Annotated in this window: 14 protein-coding genes; 9 read left to right on the top strand and 5 right to left on the bottom strand. The window is 58.2% G+C overall.

The features are described from left to right. Positions 1–51 precede the first annotated feature (51 nt). The 9 genes from ACL9RJ_RS14585 (at position 52) to ACL9RJ_RS14545 (ending at position 8,767) form a co-directional block, all read left to right on the top strand. The gene (locus tag ACL9RJ_RS14585) at positions 52–1,518 is read left to right on the top strand and encodes an NAD-dependent succinate-semialdehyde dehydrogenase (protein ID WP_244861841.1); all 1,467 of its coding nucleotides are present in this window, start codon (positions 52–54) and stop codon (positions 1,516–1,518) included. Between the two features lie 9 nt (positions 1,519–1,527). Beyond that, a complete protein-coding gene (locus ACL9RJ_RS14580) occupies positions 1,528–1,857 on the top strand; it encodes a tRNA-binding protein (protein ID WP_017128921.1) in 330 nt (109 codons plus the stop codon). A 74-nt stretch (positions 1,858–1,931) separates the two neighbouring features. Further along, positions 1,932–2,651 carry a haloacid dehalogenase type II gene (locus ACL9RJ_RS14575; protein ID WP_042936738.1) on the top strand — a complete coding sequence of 240 codons (720 nt, stop codon included), beginning with the start codon at positions 1,932–1,934 and terminating at the stop codon, positions 2,649–2,651. A 78-nt stretch (positions 2,652–2,729) separates the two neighbouring features. After that, positions 2,730–3,584: a DMT family transporter gene (locus ACL9RJ_RS14570; protein WP_017128923.1), complete on the top strand. Its 855-nt coding sequence runs from the start codon at positions 2,730–2,732 to the stop codon at positions 3,582–3,584. 209 nt (positions 3,585–3,793) lie between these two features. Further along, positions 3,794–4,915, top strand: coding sequence for a branched-chain amino acid ABC transporter substrate-binding protein (locus ACL9RJ_RS14565; RefSeq protein WP_017128924.1), 1,122 nt, complete (start codon positions 3,794–3,796; stop codon positions 4,913–4,915). A 73-nt stretch (positions 4,916–4,988) separates the two neighbouring features. After that, positions 4,989–5,903 (top strand): ABC transporter permease subunit, encoded by a 915-nt coding sequence (locus tag ACL9RJ_RS14560; protein WP_017128925.1) that lies wholly within the window; start codon positions 4,989–4,991, stop codon positions 5,901–5,903. Position 5,904: 1 nt separating this feature from the next. Further along, positions 5,905–7,185 carry a high-affinity branched-chain amino acid ABC transporter permease LivM gene (gene livM, locus ACL9RJ_RS14555; RefSeq protein ID WP_042936740.1) on the top strand — a complete coding sequence of 427 codons (1,281 nt, stop codon included), beginning with the start codon at positions 5,905–5,907 and terminating at the stop codon, positions 7,183–7,185. After that, positions 7,182–8,054 carry an ATP-binding cassette domain-containing protein gene (locus ACL9RJ_RS14550; RefSeq protein WP_017128927.1) on the top strand — a complete coding sequence of 291 codons (873 nt, stop codon included), beginning with the start codon at positions 7,182–7,184 and terminating at the stop codon, positions 8,052–8,054. The genes livM and ACL9RJ_RS14550 overlap by 4 nt, the downstream gene beginning before the upstream one ends. Continuing rightward, the gene (locus ACL9RJ_RS14545; protein ID WP_017128928.1) at positions 8,051–8,767 is read left to right on the top strand and encodes an ABC transporter ATP-binding protein; all 717 of its coding nucleotides are present in this window, start codon (positions 8,051–8,053) and stop codon (positions 8,765–8,767) included. The genes ACL9RJ_RS14550 and ACL9RJ_RS14545 overlap by 4 nt, the downstream gene beginning before the upstream one ends. Positions 8,768–8,837: 70 nt before the next feature. On the opposite strand, the gene ACL9RJ_RS14540 is transcribed toward ACL9RJ_RS14545, so the two are convergent. From ACL9RJ_RS14540 to ACL9RJ_RS14520, 5 genes are all read right to left on the bottom strand, one after another. Continuing rightward, entirely contained in the window at positions 8,838–10,403 is a 1,566-nt protein-coding gene (locus ACL9RJ_RS14540; RefSeq protein ID WP_017128929.1) for a PucR family transcriptional regulator, read from the bottom strand. A 111-nt stretch (positions 10,404–10,514) separates the two neighbouring features. Further along, on the bottom strand, positions 10,515–13,421 hold the full coding sequence (locus tag ACL9RJ_RS14535; protein ID WP_422765387.1) for an FAD-binding and (Fe-S)-binding domain-containing protein: 2,907 nt from the start codon (positions 13,419–13,421) through the stop codon (positions 10,515–10,517). Positions 13,422–13,624: 203 nt separating this feature from the next. After that, positions 13,625–14,665 carry an ABC transporter substrate-binding protein gene (locus ACL9RJ_RS14530; protein ID WP_177086298.1) on the bottom strand — a complete coding sequence of 347 codons (1,041 nt, stop codon included), beginning with the start codon at positions 14,663–14,665 and terminating at the stop codon, positions 13,625–13,627. 361 nt (positions 14,666–15,026) lie between these two features. Beyond that, complete coding sequence (locus ACL9RJ_RS14525) at positions 15,027–15,938, bottom strand: DMT family transporter (protein WP_422765386.1); 912 nt, start codon at positions 15,936–15,938, stop codon at positions 15,027–15,029. A 262-nt stretch (positions 15,939–16,200) separates the two neighbouring features. Further along, positions 16,201–16,527, bottom strand: a complete 327-nt coding sequence (locus ACL9RJ_RS14520; RefSeq protein ID WP_017128933.1) for a low molecular weight protein tyrosine phosphatase family protein — start codon at positions 16,525–16,527, stop codon at positions 16,201–16,203. Positions 16,528–16,697: the final 170 nt, after the last annotated feature.

Below are 16,697 nucleotides of genomic sequence, written 5' to 3'. Positions count from 1 at the left end.
GCCCCCGTTCATGAGCGTTCCAATGATCGATCCTGTGCGGAGAGAAATAACGTGTCGAGTAAGAATCTGGAAGCACTGACCGGTAAAGCGGCTCTATGGGTGTTGCCATCCTTGAGCGAGCGTTCGCAGCAGCTTCCCGTCTATGCGGTCGTCAACCCGGCAACCGCAAACCCCATTGCCTGGGTACCTGATTGCAAGGAGGCCGAGGCTGAGGTGGTTGCGGAGCAATCCCTGCAGGCCTTTGCGTCCTGGAAGCAAACAACGGCCTATGCTCGCAGCCAATTGCTGAGGAAATGGTTCGACCGAATGGTGGCTTCGATCGATGAGCTGGCCAAGGCCATCTCCCTGGAGATGGGTAAGCCGATCAAGGAGGCCCGTGGGGAGGTGATGTATGCCGCTGCCTTTGCCGAGTGGTATGCCGAAGAGGCCAAGCGCTTGTATGGCGAGACCTTTGCCAGTCAGTTCGAACACAAGCGCCTGTATGCGCTGCGCCAACCGGTAGGGCCCGTCTATGCAGTCACACCGTGGAATTTTCCCGCGGCGATGATCACGCGCAAGGTAGCGCCTGCGCTCGCCGCCGGTTGCACAGTGATCGTCAAGCCTGCCGAGCAATCGCCGCTGACGGCGCTTTTGCTGGAGAAGTACTGGCTGGAAGTGGGTGGGGTACCGGGAACCTTTCAGGTCATTACCAGCAATCAGCCCGCGGCCGTTTCCAGCGTGTTTTTCGAAGACGCGCGCATACGCAAGCTCACCTTTACCGGCAGCACCGATGTGGGTGTGCATCTGTATCGTCAGTCGGCGGCCACCATGAAGCGGGTGTCGCTTGAATTGGGCGGACATGCTCCGTTCATTGTATTTGCCGATGCGGACATCGAGCGCGCGGCCGAAGAGATCCTGCAGTGCAAATTTCGCAACGCCGGGCAGACCTGCGTGTGCACCAATCGTATCTACGTGCACCGTTCGATCCGAGACTCGCTGGTAGCGGTACTGTCGGCCAAGGTGGCAGCACTGCGTGTCGGCGATCCTGCCCTTGAGGACACACAGATCGGTCCCCTGGTTGATGAGCAAGGGCTGCACAAAGTGCGCGAGCACGTGGACGATGCGGTCAGTCAGGGGGCACGGGTCGCCGTCGGTGGGCGGGCGTTGCAGGGGTTGTACTTCGAACCGACGGTGCTGGTCGATGTTGCCCCGGGCATGCGCATCTTGCAGGAGGAGACCTTCGGCCCTGTTGCGCCCGTGCTGGTGTTCGACACGGTTGACGAGGTGGTCGCCGCCGCCAACGACACACCCTTTGGCCTGGCCGCTTATCTCTGGACCCGGGACCTGGACACGGCACACCGTGTATCCGAGGCACTGGACTACGGCATCGTTGGCATCAACGACGGAGCACCGTCGACGCCCCAAGCGCCTTTTGGCGGGGTGAAGATGAGCGGGATCGGGCGCGAAGGGGGTCAATGGGGTATCCAGGAGTATCTGGATACGAAGTTCGTATCCGTTGGCCTTGCGCCCAGAACTTGAGGATCTTTGATGACACCTTATGAAGCGTTCAGCCATGTCGACATTCGTATCGGGCAAATCGTGCGTGTCGAACTCAATGAAAAAGCGAAGAAGCCGGCCTACAAGTTCTGGATCGATTTCGGCGAGCTGGGCACCAAGACCACCAGTGCGCAGTACACCCGTCTCTATCAGCCGCAGGAACTGATCGGCAAGCAGGTGGTGTGTGCCGTCAATCTGGGCGACCGGAGCATTGCCGGATTCACCTCGCAGGTTTTGATGCTGGGGGCCGAGGCCGGTGAGGGCGAAGTGGTTTACCTGGCACCGGAACGTCAGGTCGAGCCGGGCCGCAGAGTTTTCTGAAGCCGTAACCTGGAGCCGTCATGAGCCGGCGGCCCCACCCTGATATCCATTTTCTTTCCAAGAAGGACACCATGATGAAACTCACTGATTTCAAAGCACTGACATTCGACTGCTACGGTACCCTGATCGACTGGGAATCGGGCATCGTCAATGCCTTGCAGCCTGTGGTCAAGCGCAGTGGCAAGGCGTTGACGCGCGACCAGATTCTCGAAGTCTTCGGGCGCCACGAGTCTCCCCAGCAGTCGCTGACACCGGATGCCTTGTACCCCGATATCCTGCGTTTGGTCTATGACCGTATTGCCAAGGAACTGGGGGTGGAGCCCGATGCCGCCGAGCGTGAAGCGTTCGGTACTTCGGTCAAGGACTGGCCCGCGTTCCCTGATTCGGTCGAGGCGCTGCGCTACCTGAAAAAACACTACAAGCTGGTCATCCTGTCGAACATTGACCGCAATGAATTCAAACTCAGCAACGCCAAGCTGGGCGTCGAATTCGATCACATCATCACGGCGCAGGATGTGGGTTCCTACAAACCCAACCCGAATAACTTCACCTACATGATCGAGGCGTTGGCCAAGGCCGGCATCAAGAAAAACGAGATCCTGCATACCGCAGAGAGCCTCTACCACGATCACGTACCTGCCAACGCCGCAGGCCTGGCAGGGGCGTGGATCCATCGTCGCCACGGCCAGGAAGGTTTCGGGGCAACCCACGTGCCGGCGACTGAGGCTACCTACGACTTCCGTTTCACCAGCATGGCGCAGATGGTCGAGAGCCATCAGAAACTGGTGGGCTGATCTTCGGCTGCAGGGAGCCTCCGGCTCCCTGTGTCCTGAGAGAGGGCATCAATCGTTTTGTCAGCAGGGGTGTTGCTTATGAGCACGGTCACGTGCGGCGTGCGTACGCAGGGTTACTGGTTGGCTGCCGTCGGTGCCATCCTGGTGTGGAGCACATTGGCCCTGAGTGTGACCTTTTGTGCTGATGTCCCGCCGTTGTTCATGACCGGTATTGCGCTGAGTATTGGCGCATTGATGGGATTGCCCTGGGTGAAGGCATGGTCGATGCCCTGGCCGCTGCTGCTTATCGGCACGGTGTGCATGCTGGGCTATCACGTCATCTACTTCTATGCCTTGCAAATGGCCGATCCCATCGGTGTCAGCCTGATCCACTATCTCTGGCCGGTCATGATCGTCGTCCTGGCTCCGTTGTTCGTTCGGAACGGAACCCTGAGCAAGCGTTGTCTGCTGGCCGGTATCGTCGGTTTTCTGGGGGCGATCATCAGCTGTGATACCTCACAGTTGGTGGGGGCTGATGGCCTGCTGGGTTATGGGCTGGCGCTTCTGTCCGCATTGGTCTGGGCAGTTTACTCCCTGCTGGCCAAGAAGTACCCGGGCGTGCAAAGCGCTTCTGTCGGGTTGTTCTGCCTGATATCCGGGGTCGTCTGTCTGGTGGGGTTTCGCATGGGGCATCCATGGCCCTCCTTGGATACCCGCGAAACCCTGGCCCTTGTCTATATGGGCATCGGCCCCATGGGTGGCGCGTTCTATCTGTGGGACCTGGCGATGAAGAAAGCCGATCCCCAGCAGGTTGCAGTGCTCAGTTATGCCACCCCCGTGTTGTCCACGGCCTTTCTGGCACTGTACCTGGGGCAGGGCATGCAGTTATCGATATGGTTCGGTGCTCTGCTGGTAGTTGTTTCGATGGTGATGACTCGAAGTTTCAAACTTTGATCATGTACTTCTAAAAATAAAAAGGCGTCATCGGTTAAATAAACGTTTTGTGTTTATGTGGCCTCCCATTAAGTACTGCCCATTCTACTGAAGTAATAGTTCGATAAATGATCGGCGCGTCGCGCGAATAGCGGGATTTGTGTTGATCGTTTGTTCGGCTGTTGTTTTCGCAAAAGCATAATAAGTCCAATAGCAAAGAGAGTAACAGAATGGAAAAGCGCAATATTCACACCCTTGTGGGTGGCGTTTCGATCACCCTCGCAATGGCTCTTTCCACCCCCGTTCTGGCCGACCTCAGAATCGGTGTTGCCGGGCCGCATACAGGGCCCAATGCGGCCTTTGGCGAACAGATGTGGCGGGGCGCCCAACAGGCTGCCGAGGATATCAATGCCAAGGGAGGCATCAATGGCGAGAAAATCGTCCTGGTGAAGGGGGATGACGCCTGCGAGCCTAAACAGGCGGTGGCGGCCGCCAACAAACTGGTCGACTCCGACAAGGTCGTGGGGGTCATCGGGCACTATTGTTCTTCGTCCTCGATGCCGGCCTCGGAAATCTATGACGAAGCCGGTGTGCTGACCATCACGCCGGCTTCCTCGAGTCCCAAGCTGACCGAGCGCGGCTTGGCGACCTTCTTCCGTATGTCCGGTCGGGACGACCAGCAGGGCCAGGTCGCGGCGGACTACATTGCCCACACGCTCAAGGCTACCCAGGTGGCGGTCATTCATGACAAGGACACCTTCGGACAGGGAGTGGCCGACACCACTCGCTTGAAGCTCAAGGAATATGGCGTCGACACGGTCCTCTACGAAGGCCTCACCCGGGGTGAAAAGGACTTCAACGCGCTGGTGACCAAATTGCGTTCGGTCTCGCCGCAAGTGGTGTACTTCGGTGGTTGCCATCCGGAAGCAGGCCCTCTGGTGCGTCAAATGCGCGAGCAGGGGATGACGGCCAAGTTCGTATCAGATGATTGTGTGGTGACCGACCAGTTGGTCACCACGGCTGGCGGAGCGCAGTTTACCGACGGTGTATTGATGACCTTTTATGCCGACCCACGCAGCTTGCCGGGCGGGCAGCAGGTGTTGGTGAAGCTTCGCGAGAAGGGCTTCGAACCGGAAGGCTACACCCTGTTCTCCTATGCCGCCCTGCAGGCAATGGCGGCGGCGTTCAACGGCGTGGGGACCACCCAAGGGCTCAGGGCTGCCGATTGGCTCAAGAGCCATACGGTCGACACCATTCTCGGCCAGAAAAGCTGGGACAAGAAAGGTGACCTCAAAGAGTCGCCTTATGTGATGTACCAGTGGGATGCACAAGGGCGCTACCACCAGCTCTAGAAGAACTGGCCCGGTTGACATTCAGGCCTGCGTGCAATGAGCGCGGGCCTTTTCAAAGGCGCGGAGAACCAACGTGGATGCTTTCTTTATTCAACAGACCGTCAACGGCCTGACACTGGGTGCTGTCTACGGCTTGATCGCCATTGGCTACACCATGGTGTACGGCATTATCGGGATGATCAACTTCGCCCATGGCGAGGTCTACATGATCTCGGCCTATATCACGGCCATTACGCTGGCCTTGCTGAGTTACTTCGGCGTTGAGTCTTTCGGGATACTCATGCTGGGCACTTTCGCCTTCACCATCGTGGTCACCGGAGTGTATGGCTTTGTGATCGAGCGAGTGGCTTACAAGCCCTTGCGTCAGTCAACACGACTCGCTCCCCTGATCAGTGCGATTGGTATCTCACTGATCCTGCAAAACTACGTACAGCTCAGCCAGGGGGCCAGGCAGCAGGGTATTCCGACTCTGCTTCAGGGGTCGCTGCGCTGGACGCTGGACAGCGGCTACGTGCAATTGACCTACACCAAGCTGTTCATCCTGGTGGCGGCGCTGACCGGCATGCTGGTCCTGAACCTGGTCATCAAGCGCACCCGTCTTGGACGCATGTGCCGGGCGACCCAGCAGGATCGCAAGATGGCTTCGATCCTGGGCATCAATACCGATCGGATCATTTCCTGTGTGTTCGTGATCGGGGCTGTCATGGCGGCCTTGGCGGGTGTGCTGATCACGCTGGATTACGGAACGTTCGACTTCTACGCCGGGTTTGTCATCGGTATCAAGGCATTCACTGCCGCCGTCCTCGGAGGGATTGGCTCGCTGCCGGGCGCAATGCTGGGAGGCCTGGTACTTGGCGTGGCCGAGGCCCAGTTTTCGGGCTTGGTGAACACTGATTACAAGGACGTCTTCAGTTTCGCTCTGCTGGTTCTGATTCTGATATTCCGCCCCCAGGGACTGCTCGGGCGGCCGCACGTGACGAAGGTGTGAAATGACTATTTCCAAGAATGCTATCAACTGGCGTACCTGCACAATCGATGCGGTAATGGCTGGCTTCATGGCGCTGATCGTGTTCGGGCCGATTGTCGGTGTGGTGCTGGACGGCTATGGTTTTGAGTTGCATGCGAGCCGGGTGTTGGCGATGGTCTCTGTGGTTGTGATAGGGCGCTTCATGGTGGGCATCGTGCTTCAGGGGCCCCTCGGTCAGCGCTTGTCCGGCGGCACGGGGCGAACGGGTGGCGGGGTGCAGGTCTTGCCGGCCGGGCATCGGTCATGGTCACGCTGGATGCTCCCGGCAGCCATCGTGATGGCGGCGGCGATCCCCTTCATCGCCGACAAATACATCCTGACGGTGGTTATTCTCGGACTGATCTACGTGCTCCTGGGGCTGGGACTCAATATCGTTGTCGGGCTGGCCGGGCTACTGGACCTGGGCTTTGTGGCCTTTTATGCGATTGGCGCTTATGGGTTGGCACTCGGTTACCAATACCTGGGACTTGGCTTCTGGAGTGCGTTGCCGTTGGCTGCCTTGTGCGCGGCGCTGGCAGGCTGCGTATTGGGTTTTCCGGTGCTGCGCATGCACGGGGACTATCTGGCCATCGTGACCCTGGGGTTTGGCGAGATCATTCGCCTGGTACTCAACAACTGGGTGGCCTTCACGGGCGGGCCAAACGGTGTTCAGGCTCCGGCCCCGACGTTCCTGGGCGTGGAGTTCGGGCGTCAGGCAAAGGACGGTGGAGTGGCGTTCCATGAGTTTTTCGGTGTCGCCTACAACCCCAACATGAAGTTCATCTTTATCTACGCCGTCCTGGTGCTGGTGGTCATGCTGGTGCTCTACCTCAAAAAACGCCTGACCCGCATGCCCATCGGCCGGGCTTGGGAGGCCTTGCGTGAGGACGAAATCGCCTGTCGGGCGATGGGGCTGAACCACGTACTGGTCAAGCTTTCGGCCTTCACCTTGGGCGCGGCAACAGCTGGTATCGCGGGGGTGTTCTTTGCCAGTTACCAGGGCTTTGTCAATCCCACGTCTTTTACCTTCTTCGAGTCGGCGCTGATCCTCGCCATCGTGGTACTGGGGGGGATGGGCTCGACGCTTGGGGTGGTGATTGCTGCCTTCGTGTTCACGGTCATGCCGGAGCTTTTGCGTAACTTTGCCGAATTCCGGGTCCTGCTGTTTGGTGTGCTCATGGTGTTGATGATGATCTGGAAACCCCGAGGCCTTATTCGTGTCAGCCGTGTGGGCGTGGCCGCACGCAAGGGAGTGATGCCATGAGCGACGCTATTTTGCAGGTTGAAAAACTGATGATGCATTTCGGCGGCATCAAGGCCCTGAACAACGTCAATTTCGACGTCAGACCGCGGTCGATCACTGCCCTGATCGGCCCCAACGGGGCCGGCAAGACAACCGTATTCAATTGCCTGACCGGTTTTTACAAGGCCACCGGTGGGCAGATCACATTGAACGCCCGTGAGGGGCACATCGATATACGAAAAATACTGGGCGAACCTTTTCATCCGACTGACTTCGTTTCCCCGGGGCGGTTTGCTCGCCGTCTCTACTACAAGATGTTTGGCGGTACCCACCTGGTCAATCGTGCGGGGCTGGCCCGTACCTTCCAGAATATCCGGCTGTTCAAGGACATGTCGGTGGTGGAAAACCTGTTGGTTGCACAGCACCTGTGGGTCAACCGCAACCTGCTGGCCGGCGTGCTCGACACCCAGGGCTTTCGTCGTGCTGAAGAGCAAGCCCTGGACCATGCGTTCTACTGGCTGGAGGTGGTTGACCTGGTTGATTGTGCCAACCGGCTGGCGGGGGAGCTGTCCTATGGGCAACAGCGCCGCCTGGAAATAGCCCGGGCCATGTGCACTCGGCCACGAATCGTCTGCCTGGATGAACCGGCGGCGGGTTTGAATCCTGCCGAAACCGTGGCGCTGAGCGGCATTATTCGCCGGCTGCGGGACGAGCATGACATGACCGTGTTGTTGATTGAGCACGACATGGGAATGGTCATGGACATCTGCGACCACATCGTGGTGCTCGATCATGGCGATGTCATTGCCCAAGGCGGGCCCGAGCATATTCGCCATAACGAAACCGTTATCGCCGCGTACCTGGGGCGCGAAGAGGAGGAGCTCGCATGAATGGGCCACTGCTGCAGTTTCACGAAGTCGATGTGTTCTACGGTCCCATCCAGGCACTTCGCCAGGTATCGCTGGAGATCAACAGGGGCGAGACCGTTTCCTTGATCGGGGCCAACGGTGCCGGCAAGTCGACGTTGCTGATGTCCATTTTTGGGCAGCCTCGGGCAACCTCCGGGAAGATCCTCTATCGGGGCGCTGATATTCGCGACAAGTCGGCTCATTACATCGCCTCGAATGGTATCGCCCAGTCGCCTGAAGGGCGGCGCGTATTCCCGGACATGACGGTCGAGGAAAACCTGCTGATGGGCACCATTCCCATCGGTATGGACAATGCCGAGGCGGACAAGCAGCGGATGTTCGAGATGTTCCCACGCCTGCGTGAGCGTCGAAACCAGCGAGCGATGACGATGTCCGGCGGAGAGCAGCAGATGCTGGCGATTGCCCGGGCATTGATGAGCCGCCCGGATCTGTTGCTGCTCGATGAACCCTCCCTTGGGCTGGCGCCCATCGTGGTCAAGCAGATCTTTCAGATCGTGCGTGACCTGGCCCGCGACGGCATGACGATTTTCCTGGTCGAGCAGAATGCCAACCATGCACTGAGGCTCTCGGACAGGGCCTATGTGCTGGTCAATGGCGAGATCCGCATGACGGGGTCCGGACGTGAGTTGCTGGAGAACGCCCAGGTCAGGGAGGCTTACCTGGGAGGGCATTGATGGCATGACCGGTCTGTAGCGACCGGTTTCGGGAGCGCCGGCAACCTGTCTGTCGGCGCTGCGGTTTTGGTCAGAGGTCCTGAGCGAGTTTGTACATCTCGGCTGCGACTTGAAGTTGAAAGCGTGACTCGGGTTTATCCAGCGACACCTCCAACAGCGTTTCGATACGCTCCATCCGGTAGCGCAAGGTGCTGATATGTACATTGAGCGCCTTGGCGGAGTTCACCAACTGATAGCCTTCGTTTGCCAGTACACAGACGGTTTCCAGCAGCATGGCGCTGTTCTTGTTGTTGGCCAGCGGGGTGATGTAGCGCTCGATCAGCAGGGCACGAGCATCCTCATCGCCCATCAGTGCCCTGGGGAAGAGCACCTCGTTGAAGCTGTGCAGTTTGCCGGGGCGCAGCAGAGGTAGCAAAGCCGCTACGTCTTGCGCCCCCAATGCCATGCCTGAAACGCCGCTATGAACGCGGCTGACGGCCATGGCACCGCCATCATTACGCAGTGATTTCCAGATACTTTGGGCGGAAACATCCGCCGGTACGATCAAGCTGATCTGGTTCAGTGAAACGGACATCAGGGGGGCGATATCCAGGTCCTGCATGATGCGGGTGATGCGTTCGGCTTTCTCTTTGCGTCGTTTGAAGCCTTCAAGGCTCAGTGGAATGGGCTCGTCGATGAGAAGCAGGCAGACCCTGTAGGGACGGCTTTCACTCCAGCCCGAGACCAGCGCCCGCTCGATGGCCCGCGGGGTCTCAGGGAATTTCCCCTCCAGCAAGCCAGCGACCAGGGCATAACCGAGTCGGGTTTCCTGATCGAGGAGTTCACGCTGGTGGGTCAGGTGGAGGGCCGCGATCACCGCTGCATGCTCCAGGGCGCGCGAATGAAGCTCTTCAAACGGTTCGCCCTGGCCTTGCAGCCAGACCACACCCATCAGTTCGCCTTGCAGGAGAACGGGGCAGGCCAGCCGGGTGCTGGTCCCTGGCTTGTCCAGCGTCACCACCCTGGGCTGCGAGCTTTCGAGGGGTGTGATGGTGGCCTTGCCTTGTTGCAGCTGATCAATGAAGCGTCGTTCCAATGCCTCGTCGATGTGGGGATCGCTGCTGCCCAGAACGGTGCCTGATGACGAGACGATACGTGCGGGAAGTTCCAGGGCTCCGGACAGTGCTACTGCCAAGGCGTTGAGGTTGTTGGCTTCAATGGCTGCCCGGGTCAGCGCCCGGTGAATGAGATCGGAGCGACGAATGATTTCGCTCTGCAGATTGATGATCTTCGCCAGGATTTCTTGCGTAATCTCGCTAAAGGGCACCTCCCAAGGAAGCTCCAGTAGCGGAAAGTTGCACAGGTCGGCTTCTTCCACCGTGGCAGAGGGAAAGTGCTCGCGAAAATGCGGGACTGCCAGCACGACGCCCGCCAGACCAATCTGGTTCAGGCTACGAATCATCTCCCGGCATGCCTGGTCATCCCGTGGCCAGTTGTATCCCGTGGTCAGCAACAGGTCGCCGCTGCTCAGCCAATGGAGGATGTCGGGATGATCAACGATATGGACCCAACTGATTTCCCGATCCAGGGCGTGTGCGCCAGCCACCACGGTGGCTTTTCTGAGGATGGTCTGCTCCAGGGCGGTCGCTAGTTTCATGTCCGGTCCACCGTTTAGACGAAGGGGGATTCAGGGGGCAGGTCCTGCCTGCCTCTGTCGGTAAAAACGAGGCGGCCCCCGAAGAGGCTGCCCTGTACAGCATCGACCCTTTCAGGGCAGCAATTTTGCCAGCAGTTGCGCCAGATGGAGAGGTTCTCGACCACTGACTTTGCGGATCTGCCCGCGGCAACTGAACCCGTCGGCCACGATGCTGGCGTCTTGTGGAACCTTGTCCAGATGGGGCTTGAACTCCTGCTGGCCGATCGTCTGCGCAATCGGTGCCGTCTTGCCGTGATAACCATAGGCGCCGGCGACGCCACAGCAGCCGCTGGGTATTACCTGGCCGTTTCCACCGAGTTTCCCCAGCAGAGCCTGTTCGGCTCCCATTCCACCACACGATTTCTGGTGGCAGTGACCGTGGACATGCACGGAGTCGCTCAATGAAGGCAGGGTCAGCCCTTGCTCCCGAATGAACTCGCTCAGCGTCATGATGGATCGGGTCAATTGCTGGGCCCGCATGTCATCGGGAAACAACGCTGGCATTTCATCGCGAAAGACCGACAGGCAGCTGGGTTCAAGGACGACGACAGGCAGTTTGCGCAGTAGCGCCGGTTCCAGTTGTTCGAGTATCGCCAAGAGGTTGGCTTTGGCTCGGTCGAGCATCCCCACGTCATAGTAGGGACGTCCGCAGCAAGTCTGTTTTCTCATCAGATGAACCTGATAGCCCAGCTTTTCCAGGACCTGGACCCCGGCCTCGAGTACATCCGGTGTGAAGCCGTTGTTGAAGCTGTCGACCCAGAGCAGCACATCCTTCGTACCGGTCAAGGCCTGAGCCGTCAGCAGGCGGCGAGCGGTTGGCCCGTGGCGAAAGCTGCGTGCGGCAATCGCAGGGAACTGAACACCCGCGGCCAATCCCAGGCGCTGGCCGAGCAGACGCAGCAGCCGGTTGCTCATGGCGAAGTTGATCAGGGGGGCCAAACGGTAGGCATGTGGCAGCCATTCGCCAATTCGTCCAATCAGGCTATCCATCAACGGGCGACGGCGTTGCTTGTAATGCCGATAGAGGAACTCGGACTTGTAGCGAGCGATATCCACATTCGTCGGGCAATCGGTCTTGCAGCCTTTGCAGCCCAGGCACAACTCCAGCGAGTCCTTGATCTGTTCGTTGTTCCAACCGTCCTCGATCACCTCGCCCTTGAGCAACTCAAAGAACATCCTGGCGCGGCCACGGGTGGAGTAGCGTTCTTCGCGGGTTGCTCGAAAGCTCGGGCACATGGTGCCGCCCTCGAGTGAACGACATTTACCCATGCCGATGCAGCGTTCGGTTTCGCGGGCAAAACCCTGATCGCCCAAGCGTTTGTCATAGGTGAAGAGGCTCGTGACCGGCTTGCGCTGATAGTCCGGTCCCAGGCGCAAATGATGGTCGACGGGCATGGCGTGGATCAACTTGCCCGGGTTCATTTTGTTGCGTGGGTCCCAGGTGTGCTTGAATTCGCCGAATGCCTGCATGATGGCCGGTGAATACATGATGGGCAGGTACTCGCCCTTGGCCTGACCATCGCCATGCTCACCCGATAGCGAGCCGCCAAACTTGACGACCAGGTGGGCGGCCTCATCCAGAAAGGCTCGCCAGTTGTTCACGCCGCCCTGGCTCTTGAGGTCGAAGGTGATCCGTGAGTGGATGCAGCCATCACCGAAGTGCCCGTAGAGGTTTGTCTTGTATCCATAGCTGGTGACCAGTGCCGAGAACTCTCGCAGGTACTGACCAAGGAACTCCGGTTCAACGGCGGCATCCTCCCAGCCCACGACAGGATCCGGTTGGCTGGGGTCCAGACTGAGGGACGTCGCAGAGGCGCCGGTCTCGCGAATGGTCCAGATACGGTTCATCAGGTTGGCGTCGGTAATCAGGCGGGCGCTCGGCGAGCCGGGCAATGCATCCGTCACGTCGATTGCCCGACGGGCCGCTCTGATGGCCGCATCAAGGGAGTCGCCCGCGAATTCGATCATCAACCACGCATGGCCGTTGGGAAGCTCGGCAATATCGGCCAGCTTCATACCGCGCTCACGCAACCCTCCGATAATGCCATCGTCCAGACCTTCCATCGCGATAGGCGTCAGGGGTAGCAATTGGGGGACGGAGTCGGCGGCGAGAAAAATATCTTCGAACCCAAGGACCACCAGGACCCGATGTGCAGGGTTGGTCACCAGGCGTGTTTCGGCTCTCAGAACCGTGACGCAGGTACCTTCGACACCGACCAGGGCACGTGCAATGTTGAAGCCGTTTTCTGGGAGTAGCTGATCGAGGTTATAACCCGAGACCCGGCGCTTGAGTTTCGGAAAACCCTCACGAATGATCGCCTCGTTGGCGTCGACCAGGGCCTTGAGCGATTTGACGATCTCGGCACGGCGACCGCCGGCTTCAAGGTGCTCCTGGTAGGTCGCCTCATCGGTGGGACCGACCCAGAAACGTGCGCCGTCATAGGTGAGCACCTCGAGGCGTTCGATATTTTCGACTGTTTTTCCCGCCATCACCGAGTGCGCGCCACAGGAGTTGTTTCCAATCATGCCTCCGAGTGTGCATCGGCTGTGGGTGGCTGGATCGGGGCCGAAGGTCAGGCCGGACTGTGCGGCCATGGACTTCAACTGATCGCAGATGACTCCCGGCTCGACCCGCGCGATGCTGTGCTGGACATCGATGTGTTCAATGCGGGTGAGGTATTTTGACGCATCGATGATGATGGCAGCGTTGACGGACTGGCCACACATGGAGGTGCCAGCCCCCCGGGGCAGTATCGGTAAATCCGCCTCCGCGCACAGGGCGACGGTGGTGACAAGGTCGTCGAGTGTCCGGGGGATGACGACGCCAATCGGCAACTGACGGTAGTTCGACGCTTCGGACGCATAAATCGCCCGTGTTGAAGCATCGAAGCGGATTTCTGCACGGGTCTGTTTCGACAGTTTTTCGCGAAAGGTGAGCAGCGCATTCACGTCAGGTTTGATAAAGAGGTATTGAGTCATGATTGGCCTGTCTCTCGATCATCGAAGCGGTGCCAGTGAGCGAGATGTTGGAGAAGGGGATGCACGGTTTGGCGTTTACAGGCACATGACTGTAAGGATTGCTGGGTGGGCTCACTACCTGTGAAGAGTAGGAGCAAAGACGTATTTATTCCTGTTTAAAAACGAAAAAAACGCCAATCCCAGATTGGCGTTAAGCAGGCGTTTCACGGGCGTTTGCTGGTCCAGGCAATGAAACGCTCTTCCAGGCCTTCGCCATACTCCGTCCAGAAATCCACGTCCATTTGCAGGGCGTTTTTCATGTTTTCGGGGGCGGTGGGCAAATCTTTTCTCAGCGCTTGATCGAGGAGGGCGTCTGCCCGTTTATTGGAGGGGCCGTAGGCCATCTGCTCGGTATAGATTTTCTGTTGTTCGGGGCGCATGGCGAAGGCGATGAACTCATAAGCCCTGTCCAGGTTGGGAGTTCCTTTGGGGATGGCCCATTCATCGAATTGGTAAAGATTCTGATTCCAGACCACCTTCAGGTTGGCGTTGCTTTTCTGGGCGAAATGAATCCTGCCGTTATAGGCTGAACTCATGACCACATCGCCGGACATCAGGTACTGCGGTGGCTGTGCTCCTGCTTCCCACCACTGGATGTAGGGTTTGAGCCCGTCGAGTTTGGCAAAGGCACGGTCCACGCCGGCGGGTGTCCTGAGCACGGTGTAGACTTCACCGGGAGCAACGCCATCGGCCATGAGTGCAAACTCCAGGGCACCACGGGCGGATTTTCTAAGGCTGCGTTTGCCGGGAAATTTCTCCACATCCCAGAAGTCTTTCCAGTTTTCAGGAGCGGTTTTGAGCTTGTTGGCGTTGTAGGCCAGCACGTTCGACCAGACAAAAATCCCGACTCCACATTCGTGTGTGGCACCCGCAATCAGGTCGGCCGAGTTACCTATCCGGCTATGGTCCAATCGTTCGAACAGTCCTTCTTCACAGCCGCGCGCCAGGTCCGTGTCCTCGACGTCCAGGACATCCCAGTTGACACTGTCGGTGTCCACCATTGCCTTGAGCTTGGCCATTTCACCGTTCCACTCACCGGCGATGATGGGGATGCCCGTGAGCTGGCTGTAGGGTTTGTAGAAGGCGTCGACCTGGGCAGTCTTGCTGGCGCCTCCGTAGGAGATGACGGTCAGGCCATCGGCCATGGCCTGTTGGGCAAACACAAGACTGCCGATCAAGGTCAGTGTGAAGACTGATCTGAACATGCGGGTACTCCCGATTGACGTCGATCATTATGGTTTTTGTTATCAGGCAGCGACGGCAGAAGAGGAGGTGTCTGAGGGGCTCAACCTGAACTGCACACCCCGCTGCCCATTCAGGTTAGGCGTGGGCGTGTACCCGGTATCAGCTATGAGGGATAGGAGAGCGGTGCGGGTCTATTCCTACCTTTTTGTCTGCTACAGGCGCTGAGCTGTTCGATTTGAGCACCAAGGAGGTCGTCTTGCGCCGCCCTTACTATCGAGATCCTGGAACCGGTAGTTAAAAGTCCACCGCTGGCCGGCGGTGCATCGAGCCAGGTGACAGTTTTTTCCGGTACGGAGTGCCCGGGGCAGTTCAGTGCTTGGGTCAATCCGAAGCTGGTGAGGGTTCTTGCTTCGGCTTGCTCTTGCTGAGAACGAACCACACAGCTAAACAGATAAGCCCGCCGCCGTACAAATGCGCGACTGAAAGACGTTCACCGAGGAACATCACACCCCACAGCACTCCGAAGGGTGGGATAAGGAAGGTCACGGTCAGTGAACGCACCGGCCCGATATCCGCGATCAAGCGGAAGTACAGGATGTATGCACACGCAGTGCAGATGAAACCCAGCGCAACCAGTGCTATCCAAGCCGCCGGGTTACCCCAGGTCGCCGGTGGGTTTGCTGCGGTTGAAATGGCGAAGAACGGCACGAGAAACAACGTCGCGCCAATCTGGCTGCCAAAAGCTACGAGTTTCGCGTCCAGCCCACCCTTGTCAGCTACCCATCGTTTAGTCAGAAATCCTGCTGCACCGTAGCAACTGGTGGCGACTAAACAGGCCAACGCGCCCATGACCACGCTCATTGACACTGTGATGGGGCCGGTGCTGGTCAGCAACGTAATGCCCATAAACCCGATCAACACGCCGGCACCTTTTTTTAGTGTCAACGAATCGCTGAAACACATCCAACCGATCAAGACGCCCATCATTGGTGTGGTCGCATTGAAAATTGCTGAATAGCCAGCAGGTAACAGTAGTGCCGCCACGCTATACATCAAAAATGGGATGCCAGAATTGATAACGCCCAACACCATGATCTGCTGCAACTTGCCTTTGAAGTCGACTTTTGTTTTTAAAATGACAAGAATGACGGCCAAGCCAATGGCGCCTAACAACACGCGGAAAAAAGCAGTCGGCAACGCGCCCAAAACAGGAGCCGAGATGCACATGAAGAGGAAACTGGCGCCCCAGATCGCCGCCAGAGCAAGTAGTCGAACATAATCGGATAATTTCATGGGTTGCCTTCGGCGCTGTTCGTAAACTAGAAAATCTCGAGAATTGCATAGCTGATGCCGGGCAATCCAAAAAATTGTTGGAATGGCTAATGGGCAAAGGCCAGTTGTATGGAAGCCATGGTGGACGCCTCTAAGTTTGGAGTCTCATCGTAGGGTGGGCGAAATGTGCTCACACTCCGATTCTTGCTGCCAAAAATGGATATGCGCTTGGGCTTCTCAAAGACATCAGGGTGGGCTTCACGATAACTACCTATCGACGCGCCTAGTCGGATAAATAGGCCGTCACCGTATCCTCAAGCATCTCCACCAACTCTGGATCCATGTAGCGGTAATCGTCAGGAATATCCAGACAGTAAAGCCGCTTGTGTTCAAGCAAGCGGGCGTACTCTGCCTGGAGACGTTGCAGGTGCTTGCGCTCCATCACAAAGATCACATCAGCCCAACGGATATCCGCTGCGCCGATGGGTTTACGCGCATTAGGGCTGGTCCCCGCCGAACGGGCATTGAAGCCAGGGCGACGGCGCCACATCGTTTCCGCAGTCGGGCTACGCCATTGGTTACGGCTACAGACGAACAGGAGGTTGGTCATGCTGGCTCCAAGTGGTGGCGAATGCAGCGTGGGGTCCAAGTCGAGGTGTGTACCATATCCTGGATATATCACTGTTCGCTTTCGCTCATGCCTCAGTCCTGTCGAGCAGCGCTGAACCGTGATGCAGGGCTGGGCATACCGTCTGGATCTTCCACCTTGGGTTGTGTTGA

Origin of the sequence: Pseudomonas sp. Mn2068 (assembly GCF_049319725.1) — a bacterium.
Classification (GTDB): Bacteria; Pseudomonadota; Gammaproteobacteria; order Pseudomonadales; family Pseudomonadaceae; genus Aquipseudomonas; species Aquipseudomonas gingeri.
Note: the sequence above shows the minus strand (reverse complement) of the source record. Positions and strands in the feature narration are given on the sequence as shown.

Bases quoted from the DNA above. Each gene is read 5' to 3' on its own strand.
- ACL9RJ_RS14535 (WP_422765387.1), bottom strand. From the start codon at position 13,421: ATGACTCAATACCTCTTTATCAAACCTGACGTGAATGCGCTGCTCACC.
- ACL9RJ_RS14545 (WP_017128928.1), top strand. From the start codon at position 8,051: ATGAATGGGCCACTGCTGCAGTTTCACGAAGTCGATGTGTTCTACGGT.
- ACL9RJ_RS14575 (WP_042936738.1), top strand. From the start codon at position 1,932: ATGAAACTCACTGATTTCAAAGCACTGACATTCGACTGCTACGGTACC.
- ACL9RJ_RS14540 (WP_017128929.1), bottom strand. From the start codon at position 10,403: ATGAAACTAGCGACCGCCCTGGAGCAGACCATCCTCAGAAAAGCCACC.
- ACL9RJ_RS14530 (WP_177086298.1), bottom strand. From the start codon at position 14,665: ATGTTCAGATCAGTCTTCACACTGACCTTGATCGGCAGTCTTGTGTTT.
- ACL9RJ_RS14570 (WP_017128923.1), top strand. From the start codon at position 2,730: ATGAGCACGGTCACGTGCGGCGTGCGTACGCAGGGTTACTGGTTGGCT.
- ACL9RJ_RS14580 (WP_017128921.1), top strand. From the start codon at position 1,528: ATGACACCTTATGAAGCGTTCAGCCATGTCGACATTCGTATCGGGCAA.
- ACL9RJ_RS14520 (WP_017128933.1), bottom strand. From the start codon at position 16,527: ATGACCAACCTCCTGTTCGTCTGTAGCCGTAACCAATGGCGTAGCCCG.
- livM (WP_042936740.1), top strand. From the start codon at position 5,905: ATGACTATTTCCAAGAATGCTATCAACTGGCGTACCTGCACAATCGAT.
- ACL9RJ_RS14525 (WP_422765386.1), bottom strand. From the start codon at position 15,938: ATGAAATTATCCGATTATGTTCGACTACTTGCTCTGGCGGCGATCTGG.
- ACL9RJ_RS14565 (WP_017128924.1), top strand. From the start codon at position 3,794: ATGGAAAAGCGCAATATTCACACCCTTGTGGGTGGCGTTTCGATCACC.
- ACL9RJ_RS14550 (WP_017128927.1), top strand. From the start codon at position 7,182: ATGAGCGACGCTATTTTGCAGGTTGAAAAACTGATGATGCATTTCGGC.